18 protein-coding genes and 1 riboswitch are annotated in these 13,744 nt (G+C 41.0%); of the genes, 10 read left to right on the forward strand and 8 right to left on the reverse strand.

What is annotated here, in order from left to right:
• Nucleotide 1: 1 nt before the first annotated feature.
• From kdsB to trpS, 3 genes are read right to left on the reverse strand one after another with little or no spacing between them, the layout of a single operon-like run.
• The gene (kdsB, locus tag J3P43_RS15760) at nt 2-760 is read right to left on the reverse strand and encodes a 3-deoxy-manno-octulosonate cytidylyltransferase (protein WP_255904189.1); all 759 of its coding nucleotides are present in this window, start codon (nt 758-760) and stop codon (nt 2-4) included.
• A 7-nt stretch (nt 761-767) separates the two neighbouring features.
• Entirely contained in the window at nt 768-1,382 is a 615-nt protein-coding gene (locus J3P43_RS15765) for a deoxynucleoside kinase (protein WP_255904191.1), read from the reverse strand.
• A 44-nt stretch (nt 1,383-1,426) separates the two neighbouring features.
• Nucleotides 1,427-2,422, reverse strand: coding sequence for a tryptophan--tRNA ligase (trpS, locus tag J3P43_RS15770; RefSeq protein ID WP_255904193.1), 996 nt, complete (start codon nt 2,420-2,422; stop codon nt 1,427-1,429).
• A gap of 43 nt (nt 2,423-2,465) precedes the next feature.
• On the opposite strand from trpS, the gene J3P43_RS15775 reads away from it, so the two are divergent.
• Nucleotides 2,466-3,188, forward strand: coding sequence for a lysophospholipid acyltransferase family protein (locus J3P43_RS15775; RefSeq protein ID WP_369414810.1), 723 nt, complete (start codon nt 2,466-2,468; stop codon nt 3,186-3,188).
• Between the two features lies 1 nt (nt 3,189).
• Nucleotides 3,190-3,483, forward strand: coding sequence for an Asp-tRNA(Asn)/Glu-tRNA(Gln) amidotransferase subunit GatC (gatC, locus tag J3P43_RS15780; RefSeq protein ID WP_255904197.1), 294 nt, complete (start codon nt 3,190-3,192; stop codon nt 3,481-3,483).
• On the opposite strand, the gene J3P43_RS15785 is transcribed toward gatC, so the two are convergent.
• The gene (locus J3P43_RS15785) at nt 3,484-3,900 is read right to left on the reverse strand and encodes an acyl-CoA thioesterase (RefSeq protein WP_255904199.1); all 417 of its coding nucleotides are present in this window, start codon (nt 3,898-3,900) and stop codon (nt 3,484-3,486) included.
• Between the two features lie 137 nt (nt 3,901-4,037).
• Here J3P43_RS15785 and J3P43_RS15790 point away from each other — a divergent pair, with 137 nt between their 5' ends.
• The 3 genes from J3P43_RS15790 (at nt 4,038) to J3P43_RS15800 (ending at nt 5,185) form a co-directional block, all read left to right on the forward strand.
• Nucleotides 4,038-4,586, forward strand: a complete 549-nt coding sequence (locus J3P43_RS15790; RefSeq protein ID WP_255904201.1) for a cob(I)yrinic acid a,c-diamide adenosyltransferase — start codon at nt 4,038-4,040, stop codon at nt 4,584-4,586.
• An 84-nt stretch (nt 4,587-4,670) separates the two neighbouring features.
• A complete protein-coding gene (locus J3P43_RS15795; RefSeq protein ID WP_017258669.1) occupies nt 4,671-4,892 on the forward strand; it encodes a DUF2795 domain-containing protein in 222 nt (73 codons plus the stop codon).
• A gap of 140 nt (nt 4,893-5,032) precedes the next feature.
• Nucleotides 5,033-5,185, forward strand: a complete 153-nt coding sequence (locus J3P43_RS15800) for a lmo0937 family membrane protein (RefSeq protein ID WP_255904217.1) — start codon at nt 5,033-5,035, stop codon at nt 5,183-5,185.
• A gap of 54 nt (nt 5,186-5,239) precedes the next feature.
• Here J3P43_RS15800 and J3P43_RS15805 read toward each other — a convergent pair whose 3' ends face one another.
• The 4 genes from J3P43_RS15805 to J3P43_RS15820 form a co-directional block, all read right to left on the reverse strand.
• Nucleotides 5,240-5,911, reverse strand: a complete 672-nt coding sequence (locus J3P43_RS15805) for a 2-C-methyl-D-erythritol 4-phosphate cytidylyltransferase (protein WP_255904219.1) — start codon at nt 5,909-5,911, stop codon at nt 5,240-5,242.
• A 115-nt stretch (nt 5,912-6,026) separates the two neighbouring features.
• Nucleotides 6,027-7,076: a tRNA preQ1(34) S-adenosylmethionine ribosyltransferase-isomerase QueA gene (queA, locus tag J3P43_RS15810; RefSeq protein ID WP_255904222.1), complete on the reverse strand. Its 1,050-nt coding sequence runs from the start codon at nt 7,074-7,076 to the stop codon at nt 6,027-6,029.
• Between the two features lie 93 nt (nt 7,077-7,169).
• Nucleotides 7,170-8,144, reverse strand: coding sequence for a D-glycero-beta-D-manno-heptose-7-phosphate kinase (gene rfaE1 / locus J3P43_RS15815; RefSeq protein WP_255904224.1), 975 nt, complete (start codon nt 8,142-8,144; stop codon nt 7,170-7,172).
• The gene (locus tag J3P43_RS15820) at nt 8,119-9,339 is read right to left on the reverse strand and encodes a pyridoxal phosphate-dependent aminotransferase (RefSeq protein WP_255904226.1); all 1,221 of its coding nucleotides are present in this window, start codon (nt 9,337-9,339) and stop codon (nt 8,119-8,121) included. Before J3P43_RS15820 ends, rfaE1 begins: the two co-directional genes overlap by 26 nt.
• Nucleotides 9,340-9,450: 111 nt before the next feature.
• Here J3P43_RS15820 and J3P43_RS15825 point away from each other — a divergent pair, with 111 nt between their 5' ends.
• From J3P43_RS15825 to J3P43_RS15845, 5 genes are all read left to right on the forward strand, one after another.
• Entirely contained in the window at nt 9,451-10,425 is a 975-nt protein-coding gene (locus tag J3P43_RS15825; protein ID WP_255904228.1) for a cation diffusion facilitator family transporter, read from the forward strand.
• Between the two features lie 61 nt (nt 10,426-10,486).
• Nucleotides 10,487-10,936 (forward strand): NUDIX domain-containing protein, encoded by a 450-nt coding sequence (locus J3P43_RS15830; protein ID WP_255904230.1) that lies wholly within the window; start codon nt 10,487-10,489, stop codon nt 10,934-10,936.
• Nucleotides 10,921-12,192, forward strand: a complete 1,272-nt coding sequence (gene bioA, locus J3P43_RS15835; RefSeq protein ID WP_255904232.1) for an adenosylmethionine--8-amino-7-oxononanoate transaminase — start codon at nt 10,921-10,923, stop codon at nt 12,190-12,192. Before J3P43_RS15830 ends, bioA begins: the two co-directional genes overlap by 16 nt.
• A gap of 79 nt (nt 12,193-12,271) precedes the next feature.
• Nucleotides 12,272-12,805, forward strand: coding sequence for a hypothetical protein (locus J3P43_RS15840; RefSeq protein ID WP_369414808.1), 534 nt, complete (start codon nt 12,272-12,274; stop codon nt 12,803-12,805).
• Entirely contained in the window at nt 12,805-13,485 is a 681-nt protein-coding gene (locus tag J3P43_RS15845) for a lysoplasmalogenase (protein ID WP_255904236.1), read from the forward strand. Before J3P43_RS15840 ends, J3P43_RS15845 begins: the two co-directional genes overlap by 1 nt.
• A gap of 38 nt (nt 13,486-13,523) precedes the next feature.
• A riboswitch (cobalamin riboswitch) is annotated at nt 13,524-13,715 on the forward strand.
• Nucleotides 13,716-13,744: the final 29 nt, after the last annotated feature.

Below are 13,744 nucleotides of genomic sequence, written 5' to 3' on the forward strand. Positions count from 1 at the left end.
TTTATTGGTTTTCGGTATTGCCAGGAATGTTAGGCCTTAAGGCTCTGTTCAGGTCTTCTGGTGTGTCGATAGCTACGGTCTCTACCTCGGTAACTGCAACTTTGATTTTATAACCGTTTTCTATCCAGCGAAGCTGCTCCAGTGCTTCTGCTTTTTCAAGCGGAGAGATGGGTAGTTTAGTAATAGCTTTAAGAGTTTCGGCTTTGTAGGCATATATGCCAATGTGTTTATAAAAAGTATGCGCACTTAACCATTCAGAAATCTCAAGCCCCCTGACGGTTGGAATAGCAGCCCTGCTAAAATAAATGGCTTCAGATTTTGAGTTCAGCACAACTTTAGGCGAGTTTGCATTCTGAAGTTCCTCCACGCTGTTTATCTTTTTTACGAGTGTGGCAAGCTGGGTGTCTGCTTCATCGAAGCAGCTGCATAGAAGATCGATCTGCTTCGGGTCTATAAAAGGTTCGTCGCCTTGAATGTTAATAATAAGATCAAACCCAGGCAGCTTTTCGGCCACCTCAGCGCATCTGTCTGTACCGCTTTGGTGTTCGGATGAGGTTAGCAGGGCGCGGCCTCCAAACTCGCTTACATGCATTAAGATGCGCTCGTCGTCTGTTGCAACAACCACTTCATTCAGGCTTGCCGACTGAAGCGCTTGTTCGTACACCCGCCGGATCATCGATTTTCCTTTAATGTCAATCAGCGGCTTTCCCGGAAAACGGGTAGAAGCGTAACGTGCAGGTATGATTCCTAAAATTCGCATGAGGTTTCTAGAAAAGTCCGTTGGTTTCTCTTTGCACTTTTTCGATGATCGCGCCCAAATCTTCTGGCTTGTTCGCAAAATCGAGGTTATCCTTATCCAGAATCAGGAGTTTACCTTCGTTGTAACTGTTAATCCACTTCAGGTATTTATCATTTAATTTGGATAAATAATCCAGGCGAATGCCCGCTTCGTATTCTCTTCCTCTTCGCTGTATATTGTTTACAAGTGTAGGTACTGAAGCTTTAAGAAAAATGAGTAAATCTGGGGCACGGATAAAAGAGGTCATATTGTCAAAAATGGCCCGGTAATTTTCATAATCACGGGTGGTCATTAACCCCATGTCGTGTAGGTTCTCTGCGAAAATATAAGCGTCTTCGTAGATAGTTCTGTCCTGAACAATATTATGTGTTGCCTTTTGAATGTCTCTTATCTGCTGGAACCGGCTATTTAAAAAGTAAATTTGCAGATTGAAGCTCCAGCGTTTCATATCATTATAAAAATCTTCGAGATAGGGATTATTATCAACAGCTTCGTACTGTGCTTCCCAGCCCAGATGTTTTGATAATAATTCAGTAAGCGTTGTTTTCCCTGCTCCTATATTTCCTACAATGGCAATGTGCATCTGATAAAGTTAAAAATGAAATTCAAAAAGCTGCGATTATTCTGCTAAAAACTTTTGATGCCAATAATATCGCGAACTTCTTTTACTGTTTGCTGAGCACTTTTATTGGCCTTTTCGGCCCCATAGTCAATCACTTCGCGAAGGTAACGGGTATTTGCTGCAATCTCCTCTATCCGCTCACGTACCGGAGCAGTAGCCAGCACGATATCTTCCGCCAGTTGTTTTTTTAAATCGCCATAACGGATCTGGCAAGAATTATAGAGGTTCTCAAAGTGCGTATAGGTATCAGGTGATGATACCACATTCATTAAATCGAATAAGTTTTGGATAGCGTCGGGCTTTTCAGAGTTAGGTTCGGTGGGGCCGCTGTCTGTTACGGCCCTCATTACTTTTTTGCGGGTAACTTCAGCAGGATCGGATAAGTATACTGCGTTGGCTTCCCCTTCTGACTTACCCATCTTACCTCTTCCGTCTAAACCGGGTATTTTTACCAATTTATCGCTAAAGTTGAATGCGTAAGGTTCTGGAAAGTATTCATTTTTGTACATGCGGTTAAAGCGGTTTCCAAATGTTCTGGCCATTTCCAGATGTTGTTCCTGATCTTTACCCACAGGAACTTTAGTAGCACGGTGAAGCAAAATATCCGCAGCCATTAAAACGGGATAAGTCAGGAGTCCTGCATTTACATTATCCGGTTGAGCCCGCACTTTGTCTTTAAAAGAAGTGCTTCTTTCAAGCTCGCCCATATAGGCGTTCATGTTAAGATAAAGATATAATTCGGTAACGGCTGGTACATCAGACTGTACATAAATGGTGGCCTTTTCGGGATCAATGCCCGCGGCAAGATATTCGATAACCACTTGTCTGACATTAGAATGAAGGTTTTCCGGTGTGGGATGCGTTGTTAGTGAATGATAATCGGCAATAAAAAAAAAGCAATTGTATTCATGCTGCATCTTCACAAAGTTCTGCACCGCTCCGTAATAATTTCCTAAGTGTAATTTTCCGGTACTTCTGATACCACTAACAACAGTTTCCATACATGGGCGAAAGTAAGGAATTTTTATATTTTTGAGCCTGATGATGCTGACATTGAAAAAGGGCCATAGATTTTTTTATCTGGCAATCGTAATACTGTTTTTTGTTCTGCTCTATCCCTTTTTATATTTTTTTTCACGCAAGGCACCCCGCTTTAAGACGCTAAATCACGTTCGACGTTTTTATTCTTTTATAAGTTCTATTGCGGCCGGATTTTTCTTTCGGTATCGTGTAGTAAGTCCTATCGACTGGTCAAAAACATATATTGTTTGTGCCAATCACACTTCGAACCTCGATATCCCAGCCATTACACTAGCTGTAAAATCCAATTTCGCATTTATGGGGAAAGATGACTTGCTGACCAACCCTCTGTTGAAAATATTTTTCGAAACGATCGATATTCCCTTAAACCGGGATAGCAAGATATCTGCCTTTAGAGCTTTTAAAAGAGGGGAGGAGTATTTGAAGCAGGGAATGAGCCTGGTTATCTTCCCGGAAGGTAAGATTGGAGACGACTATCCTCCGGTTTTGCATGAATTTAAAAACGGACCGTTCAGGTTGGCCATAGAACAAAAAATACCGATCATTCCAGTATCTATGACCAATATGTGGACGAAAATGTGGGATGATGGCTCGAAGTATGGTACAAGACCAGGAATTTGCGATATTTGCATCCATCAACCAGTCGACACATCGGGCTTAAACCCGGAAGATGCGGACGATTTAAAAGAGAATGTTTACAAGATTATAAGTTCAGAACTCAGGTAAAATGAATATAGATAACGAAACGATTGCCAAGATGGCTCATCTGGCCAGGCTGGATGTTAACCCTAACGAACAAGCCTCGTTATTGAAAGACATGAACAATATTCTCCATTTTATGGAAAAGCTGAATGAGCTGGATACAAGCACTGTAGAGCCCCTGATCTATCTGACAGACGAGGTTAATGTTTTCAGGGAGGATGAAGTACAGACAGAAGTTTCACCGGCTGATGCACTGAAAAACGCTCCGATGCAAGACGGAACTTATTTCCAGGTTGCAAAGGTGATCGACAAAGGATAGTTAGTTTTTACGTGGGTCGTTGTCGTCCTCCTTTTCGAATTGCTCTTCGATATATTTAATCTTCGTTTTGCCATGCGGGATCGGATTTCCATCTCTATCCATGTTGACAAATACTAATTTATCAATAGTCAGGATGCTCTTCCTCGTAATTTTATTGCGCACCTCGCAGCATAATGTTATTGATGTGCGTCCGAAATGAGTCGCCGTTATTCCAAGTTCAATAATATCGCCCTGCTTTGCAGAACTTACGAAATCGATTTGTGAGATATATTTGGTTACAACTCTGCTGTTTTCTAATTGTACGATAGCGTATATCGCAGCTTCTTCATCTATCCATTTTAATAAACTGCCGCCAAACAAACTTCCGTTTGGGTTCAGGTCTTCGGGCTTGACCCATTTTCGAGTATGAAAATTCATCTATTCTTTTTAATAAATATAAAAATTAAGGAAACCTTAAAAGTTTGCAAAAGGTAAAAAAGCGTAATGATTTCAACAATCAGACTTTTTTCAACAATCATATTTATGAGGCGGGAATTTGTTACTTTATCCTCGTTATGAAAATCTACACTAAAACAGGCGACAAAGGATATACTTCATTAATAGGAGGGGTGCGGGTACCGAAATACCACCTTAGGATTGAAGCTTATGGAACTGTCGATGAGTTAAACTCTTACATTGGTTTAATCAGAGATAGTGAGATTCTCGAATCATACAGAGAAATTTTAAAGGAAATTCAGGACAGATTATTTACAATCGGCTCTGTGCTTGCATCCGATCCTGAAAAGGCTAAAATGAAAGTCCCGGATCTGCAGCTTAGCGATATTGAACTGCTCGAAAGGGAAATGGACCGGATGAATAATTTTTTACCGGAATTAAAGCATTTTATCCTTCCGGGTGGAATGGTTTCTGCATCACATTGTCATATAGCACGTTGCGTTTGCAGAAGAGCCGAGCGAATTGCGGTTCATCTTTCGGAAGAGAGTTTTGTTGACGAGAAAGTGATCATTTACTTGAACAGGTTGAGCGATTATTTATTTGTTTTAGCCAGAAAGCTGTGCTATGACGATGGAATCGATGATATTGTTTGGATACCGCGATTATAAAATTTGAAAAAAATATTTAAAATTCTTATAATTATTATTATACTTTTGCGACAAAAAAAACTGAAAACTTAAACTTAGGAATATATGTACTGGACATTAGAATTAGCATCACATCTGGAAGACGCTCCATGGCCTGCAACTAAAGACGAATTAATAGATTATGGTATTCGTTCGGGAGCACCTGTAGAAGTTATAGAGAATCTTCAGGCCCTGGAAGACGACGGAGAGCCATATGAAAACATTGAAGAAATATGGCCTGATTACCCTACAAAAGACGATTTCTTCTTTAACGAAGACGAATATTAAAAGAGCCTTGTCCTGTGACAGGGCTTTTTTATTATAAAATATTTCAAATACTGTAAACAAATTTCCTGGCTTTGGCATTATTAATGTAGATATTGATATATAAATAATTTAATAATCAATCAAACCAAAAACATAATACTATGGGAAATTTACTTTATTTGATCGCAGTTGTCCTGATTATAATCTGGGCTGTGAGCTTTTTTGGAGGTTATGCAGGAAGTGGTATCATTCACATCCTATTAGTAATAGCAATCATTGCGGTATTGCTTCGCGTAATACGAGGAGCAGTTTAAGCATACACAAAAAGATAATATCGAAATTTTAATCCGGCGAAAGCCGGATTTTTTTTATTCTTTTTTTCTCAGATACAGTTCGGCCAGCTCCAGATCTTCAGGAAAGGTGATTTTAATATTTTTGTAACTACCCTCTGTTACTGATATCTCTACGCCCGCTTTTTCTACTACACAGGCGTCATCGGTAAAATCCCGTGTAAACTGCTGATCGTAGGCAGTTTTTAAAAGGGAGTATTTAAAGGCTTGCGGAGTTTGAACCAATAATACATCTTGCCGGTTCAGCGAAACAGTAGCGTCACCCTCTCTTTTTCTCACCGAATCTTTGCTGGTAACCACTGGAATAGCAGTTCCGGAGCGTTCTGCCAGGTTAAAAACTTTGGTGATCAGCTCGTTGGAAATTACAGGTCTTACTGCATCGTGTACCGCAACAATTGAACCTTCGTCCACAAGACTTAAGCCATTTTTTACAGAATGAAAACGCTCAACACCGTTTGACACGATAGCACAAGGAATGTCAAAGTGATGGTTCAGGCAGAGCTCAGACCAAAGTGAATGATAGTCCTGATTTAAAACGAGGATGATTTCGGGTTTCAGATCCGAATAATGAAAAGCTTCGATAGTGTGCATCAATACCGGCTTTCCATTTAACAACAGAAATTGTTTTGGAAGCGTAGCGTTCATCCGGCTACCAGATCCACCTGCAACTATTATAGCGTAGTATTTCATTTTTGAGATGGAGAATACTAGATATGATATACGGGAGCCGGCTGGCCCGCCTCCGCGCCTTAAGACGGAGATAATTCGTCTTCTCCTGCCTAAAGCCTCAATTTCACACCCTCTTCTATATAATCAACATCGCATCACCATAACTGTAAAAGCGGTATTTTTCTTTCACAGCAACTTCGTAAGCATGTCTTACATACTCATAACCGCCAAATGCACTTACCATCATTAGTAAGGTCGATTCTGGAGTATGGAAGTTGGTGATCATGCTATTTGCAATGCTGAAATCGTAAGGCGGGAATATGAACTTACTCGTCCAGTCGTTTATTGGCTTTAATGTTTTATTAGCTGATACAGCAGATTCTATGGCACGCATACTGGTTGTTCCAACAGCACAGATGCGCCGTTTATCTTCCAGTCCTTTGTTTACGATATCGGCGGCTTTCTGCTCAATGATAAATTGCTCAGAATCCATTTTATGCTTGGTCAAGTCCTCTACCTCAACCGCACGAAAAGTTCCAAGGCCCACATGTAAAGTAACTTCTGCAAATTCAACTCCTTTTAATTCAAGGCGTTTCATTAGTTCTCTGCTAAAGTGTAAGCCAGCGGTGGGAGCTGCTACAGCACCTTCATTTTTCGCAAAAATGGTCTGGTAACGTTCCTTATCTTCAGCAGTCGCTTTTCTTTTGATATATTTAGGAAGAGGTGTTTCGCCTAATATTTCGATGTTTCTGCGGAACTCTTCCTCCGATCCGTCAAATAAAAAGCGGATGGTGCGGCCTCTTGAAGTGGTATTGTCCACAACCTCGGCTACCAGCAGGTCATCATCGCCAAAATAAAGCTTGTTGCCTACCCGGATTTTTCTTGCCGGATCTACCAGCACATCCCATAACCGTAATTCTTTATTTAATTCGCGTAAAAGGAAGACTTCTATAGTTGCACCAGTTTTCTCTTTATTGCCATATAAGCGGGCAGGAAAAACTTTGGTGTTATTTAAAATCATCACATCCTTATCATCAAAATAGCCAAGAATATCTTTAAATATCTTGTGCTCAATAGCTCCGGTTTGACGGTCTAATACCATTAAGCGCGCCTCATCCCTCTGATCTGCAGGGTTATGGGCTATTAAAGATTCTGGTAAATTGAATTTAAACTGCGATAACTTCATATAAAAATTATAAAAATTTCAGGGCGCAAATTTAGTTATTTTTTCTTCTAAATACGCTTTTTTTTGCCACTGGTTTTGAGAACGGGAAATTGACTATAAGGTTGCGGCTTCCTTGAGTAATTCTTCTTTGTTGATTGGTACAACGCCAACGTATTCGCATACCAAGCCACCGGCCAGGTTGGCAACAGCAGCAGTTGTAAATTCGTCCAGGCCAGCTGCAAGGCAAACGGCGGTTGTGGCAATCACTGTATCGCCTGCGCCAGATACATCTGCGATATTTCTGATGTGTGCAGGAATCACTTTCTTATCCTGCCTGCCGTACATATATACCCCACGTTCCGAAAGTGTCACCATCACCATTTCGCACTCAAGTGCAGACTGAAGCGTTTTTACTGCCCGCTCAAGTTCTGTGTCGTTACGGGCATCAACTTCTATTTTCAAGCCTTCTCTTAACTCTTTTAGATTTGGCTTAAACAGAGTTACACCTTTGTAATTCAGAAAATTGCGCTTTTTAGGGTCAACTACAGTGATGATGTTTTTTGATTTTGCCAGGGATACCACTTCCTGAATTAGATATTCCGAGATTACGCCTTTATCATAATCTTCGAATATAATGGCATCAATTTTCTGCCGGTTAACGATGCCGCTGATAACAGCGAGTAATTGCTTCGATTCCTCGGATGAAATAACCTTATCGACTTCTGCATCAACCCGGATCATCTGTTGATTTTGGCTTATAACCCGGGTTTTAACTGTAGTTGGCCGACTTTTTAACTTTATTATTCCTTCGGTAGAGAGATTTTGACTGCACAGGATGTCAAGAAATTCCTCACCCTCCTTGTCCTCGCCAATTACTGCACAGATAATCGGCGTGGCGCCTAAAGCCTGTACATTTAAAACCACATTGGCTGCTCCACCCAAACGGTTTTCACGCTTGCGTACTGATACTACCGGAACCGGAGCCTCCGGAGAAATGCGTTCAACACTTCCCCAGAGGTACGAGTCCATCATTACATCGCCAATGATTAATATATTTTGCTTATTAAACTGCTGAAACAGCTTTTGCATCTTTCAACTGTTCTAAAGCATATTTAATTCTTGAAATTGCTTCTATTAATTTTTCGTCTGCAGCTGCATAAGATAAACGCAATCCGTTTGGATCACCGAACGAATCTCCGCTAACAGTTGCCACATGGCCGGTATTTAAAAGATATAAAGCCAGGTCATCACCATTTGCGATGGTAGAACCATCAGGAGCTGTTTTTCCAAAGAATGAGCTCACATCAGGGAAGAAGTAAAACGCTCCGGCAGGAAGATTCACTTTCAGCCCGTCTATGTTTTTTAACAGATTATAAACTAAATCTCTGCGTCTTAAAAACGTCACCTGCATCTCTTTAACGCTGTCAAGGCTTCCCTGATAGGCGGCTGTACCGGCGTGTTGAGTGATAGAGCAGGTTCCTGAAGTTACCTGACTTTGTAATTTGTCGATAGCATCTGCTAGTGTTTTATTAGTGGCAGAGAAGCCAAGACGCCAGCCAGTCATAGCATAAGCTTTTGATAAGCCGTTGATGATAATTACTCTGTCTTTTACACTCTCAAATTCTGCAATGGAAGTATGCTGACCGATAAAGTTGATATGCTCATAGATTTCGTCAGAAATAATATAGATATCAGGATGCTTTTCGAATACCTTTACCAGGGCTGCAAGTTCTTCGCGGGTGTAAACAGTTCCTGTTGGGTTGTTTGGCGAAGAAAACATAAATAACTTCGATTTAGGAGTTATCGCTGCTTCAAGGTCTGCGGGTGTTATTTTAAAATCAGAGTCGATGCTTGTATTTATGAACACCGATTCGCCTTCGGCTAACTTTACCAATTCAGAATACGAAACCCAGTAAGGGGTAGGGATGATAACTTCGTCGCCTGGGTTAACCAAACATAAGATGGCGTTCGCAAGTGACTGTTTAGCGCCTGTTGAAACCACAATCTGGTCGAAATTATAATCAAGATTATTTTCCCGCTTCAGCTTTGCTGCAATCGCCTTCCTTAAATCGGGGATACCCGCAACCGGAGTGTAGTAGGAATAGTTTGCATCAATTGCTTTCTTGGCAGCATCTTTTACGAAATCAGGAGTAAAAAAATCTGTTTCTCCAAGGCTGAGGCTGATAACATCAACGCCTTTTGCTGCTAATTCTCTGCCTAGTTTGGCCATCTTAATGGTTGCAGACTCGGCAAGATTGTTGATTCTGTCGGATAAAATACTCATAAGCGCAAATATATGAAGCGTTTAGAGATTGGTGCAGAAAAAAATATCTTTTCTGTAATTAGCGGGTTATTTAATGGCACATAGTAGTAAATTTGAACCCCACTCAAAGCTTTGGAAAAACAGAAGAAATTAATTCTCTTTGCTCTGGTTGTCAGTTTTTTACTGATGCTCGGAAAGTTTACGGCCTATTTTATTACATCCTCAAATGCTATTTTGACAGATGCGGCCGAAAGTATTGTGAACGTATTGGCCAGTGCATTTGCCTTTTATAGTATCTATTTATCGGCCCAGCCGAAAGACGTTAATCACCCTTACGGACATGGTAAGGTTGAGTTTTTTTCCATGTTTGTGGAAGGCATACTTATCCTGCTGGCCGGAATTTTAATTATCTTCAAATCTGGTTACAATCTCATTTTCCCGCTTTCTGTACGCGATCTTTTTGATGGCTCGGTAATTATAGCTGTCACCGGACTGATCAATTTTTTCCTCGCGAAGATGCTGATAAAGGAAAGCAAAGCCGCAAATTCTCTGGTTTTATACGCCGACGGTAAGCATCTGCTTACCGACGCCTACAGCAGTGCCGGATTAGTACTGGGTTTGTTAGCTATTCACTATACTGGTAAGCTTTATCTCGATAGTCTGTTATCCATTGCCATGGGATTATATATCATTTTTAACGGCTATAAGCTCGTTCGTAAGTCGGTAGGCGGATTAATGGATGAATCAGACTTTAAGGTAGTAAACGAGGTGATTAAGATCTTAAATGCCAACCGCCATGATGCCTGGATCGATATTCATAATTTCAGAACTCAAAGCTATGGACACGAATTGCATATCGACTGTCATGTTACTTTACCTTATTATTACGAGTTAAACAAGGTGCACGATGAAATTTCTCAGATCGATACGCTAATCAATCAGAAAGGGTATGTAAGGACCGAATTTTTCATTCACACCGATCCATGCTTGCCTCAATGTTGCCACTATTGCAGGGTCGAAGCTTGTCCGGTTCGAAGCGAAATAAAAACGAAAGATATCGCCTGGACACCAGAAAATGTTACCAGAAATCATAAACATTATGAATAAGCGGAGATTAGGCATTCAGAGGGTGAGCATAGTTTTGAATTTTAACTTTTGAATTTAAAACATGTATAAATTTAACGTTCGGGTGTACGGCCTTTTGATCAATTCTGATAATCAAATTCTTCTCAGCGACGAAGAAGAGTATGGTGTTCGCTTTAGCAAGTTTCCGGGTGGTGGTTTAGAATATGGCGAAGGTTTGATCGATGCTCTGAAGCGCGAGTTTATCGAAGAATGTGATCTTGAAGTAGAAGTGACGGAGCATTTCTATACCACCGACTTTTTTGTTAAATCTGCTTTTAACGATAGTCAGATAATTAGCGTCTATTACATGGTGAAAGCGCTAAGCGAGTTAAAGGTGAAATGTAAGGACGTGATTTTCGATTTTGATGAAGAAGGGGACATCCGCCAAGCCTTTCGATGGCGCAACCTTAACCAAATTGAACTAACTGATGTAACATTTCCGACAGATCAACGCGTCATTAAATTATTGCAAGAAAAATGGAGAGTAGTTTAGCTCAGCGTGATAAAGCCATTATATGGCACCCATATACTCAGATGCAAACAGCGTCTGATCCTATTGGCATTGTGAAAGGCGAGGGGGTATATCTGATCGACGAAAGTGGAAAAAAATATATCGACGGAGTTTCTTCCTGGTGGGTGAACATTCATGGTCACTCGCACCCGTATATCGCTCAAAAGGTTTCAGAGCAGTTGTCGACTCTTGAACACGCAATTTTTGCCGGCTTTACCCACAAACCTGCTGTTGAACTTGCCGAAGGGCTTTTGAAGATTCTACCCAAAAGTCAGGCAAAGATTTTTTATTCCGACAATGGCTCCACAGCCGTTGAAGTGGCTTTAAAAATGTGCCTGCAATATTGGGCGAATAAAGAGCAACCCAGATTAAAGGTACTGGCCTTCAATAATTCCTATCACGGCGATACGTTTGGTGCAATGGCCGTGAGCGCTAGAGGTGCTTTTAATGCTGCATTCGAAAGTTTGCTATTCGAAGTGGTATATATCGATACTCCAAATGCCGGGAATATTGATTCATTGAAATTGCAGATTGCCGAGCGGAAGGCTGAGCTCTCGTCATTTATTTATGAACCATTGGTTCAGGGTTCGGGTGGGATGCTGATGTATGAGCCGCAATATCTGGACGAATTATTAGCTTGTTGCAAGGAAAATGGAGTTTTTACAATTGCCGACGAGGTGATGACCGGCTTTGGCCGCACCGGTAAGCTTTTCGCGTCTGATTATCTTAACCATCAGCCCGACATTGTCTGCCTTTCAAAGGGTTTAACTGGCGGAACTATGGCATTGGGAGTTACCTCTTGCAGCCAAAAGATCTTTGATGCTTTTCTGTCGGATGATAAGTTAAAGACCTTCTTTCACGGACATTCTTTCACGGCAAATCCCATTGCCTGTTCGGCAGCCCTGGCCAGTATGGATATTCTGTTAAGATCCGAAACCTTCGAAAGTATAGCAAGAATTTCCGAATCACATAATCGCTTTGCATATAAAATTCGTGCACACAGAAAACTTAAAGACGTTCGTCAAACCGGAACCATTTTAGCATTAGAATGGGAAACTGACGGAAATAGCTCTTATTTTAGCGGCCTCAGGGATACCTTGTATTCATTCTTTCTGCAAGAAGGAATTATATTGCGGCCCTTGGGAAATATTATTTATGTGCTGCCACCGTATTGTATTACCAATGAGGAACTGGAGTATATATATTCGAAAATAGAAGTAGCCCTCGATAGATTTTGATATGCAGTTGAAAACGCTTTTTGAACAAATAATATCACAGCCTGAAGTTCATGCAAGGCTTTTAAACACTCTTTCGTTGATGGAAAATACTGGTGCCAGAAAAATCTCGGCATCCGAGCATTCTACCAACGTTACCTTAATTGTATTAAAACATGCAGCGGAAGAACACCGGCACGCTTATTATTTGAAAAAGCAGATAGGTAAAATCAACGATGCCCTTTGCCCAACCTATGCCTACGAATATCTACTTGCACCTGCTTCCAGCCGGCTGTATTTAAACAAATTGGATACAGAGGTAAGCAGATATTTAAAAAATACTTTAAACCTTCAGGGAACCGAGCTGCGGTTTGCTGCGTACTTGTTAGTAACCTACGCGATTGAAGTACGAGCTGACGAATTATATCCGGTTTATCAGAACGCATTAGATCAGGCAAAAAGCAAAGTGAATGTTAAATCAATTATTCTTGAAGAAGAAGGACACCTGGAAGAGATGTTGAAGCAACTTAAGGAGTTCTCGCCCGATTGGGAGATCCACGCCGCTAGAGCGCTTGAGATCGAGTCGAGACTGTTTAATGATTGGGTGCTGGCTTTAGGAAAGGAACTTAGCGACTGATGTTTAAAAGGCATAAGATTTTCAATCTTTTTTATGTGGTGATATTGCTGTTCAATGTTTATGCATTGGCTGTCGACAATCAACTGCTGCGGATGATAGCTATGCCGCTAATTGGAATGTCTTTGATTCTTTACCTCCTGATAAAAACCAGAATGGAGCAGATGTTTCACAAGTTGATCTTCATTGGGTTGGTCTTATCTATGGGGGGCGATATTCAGTTATTGTTTACCGACGAACCTGAATTTTATTTTTTTACCGCATTAGTTCTCACTTTGGCAAGCTACGGCCTGTATGGGGCTGCATATTTTTTAGATTTTAAAAGGGATTTTACGAAAACCAAACGAGTGGGAAATATTCTGCTCTTGGTAATGTTAATCGCCATTGTGGGTTCCTTTTTTATGAGCAGAAATACCCTGGGAGATTTTATTTATCCTGCAGTTGCATACTTTTTCATGTTGTCGGTAATGGTAGTTCTGTCTGGCTACAGGTATCAGCGCGTCAATCGCTTAAGTTTTAAGCTGATACTTACCGGTAGCTTTTCATTTGCCATATCAGATTTATCTATCGGTTATTATCACTTTGTTGACCCGGAGAAGGTGATGATGATTTCATATCTTTTAACGTATCTGATTGCCCAATATCTCGTGATTATGGGGTCCATCGAACGCCGCGTGATCTAGATTCTTCCAGGCGGTGTTTGCTAATTAAAAATCTTGTTCTACATTTGCAACGCTTTTGGTTCCGCCTGTTGGTGGATTAAAAGGGAACCGGGTGCGAATCCCGGACAGTCCCGCTGCTGTGTTCTCCACAACGGTTATTCAATCTTAAAGCCACTGTCCCGATAAGTCGGGATGGGAAGGCAGAATAACCGGGAGTAAGTCAGAAGACCTGCCTGAGCATTATAATTTCATAGCTTTCGGGGAATGAAGCTTGAATGAA

The sequence above is a fragment of the Paradesertivirga mongoliensis genome, assembly GCF_024436395.1.
Lineage (GTDB): Bacteria > Bacteroidota > Bacteroidia > Sphingobacteriales > Sphingobacteriaceae > Paradesertivirga > Paradesertivirga mongoliensis.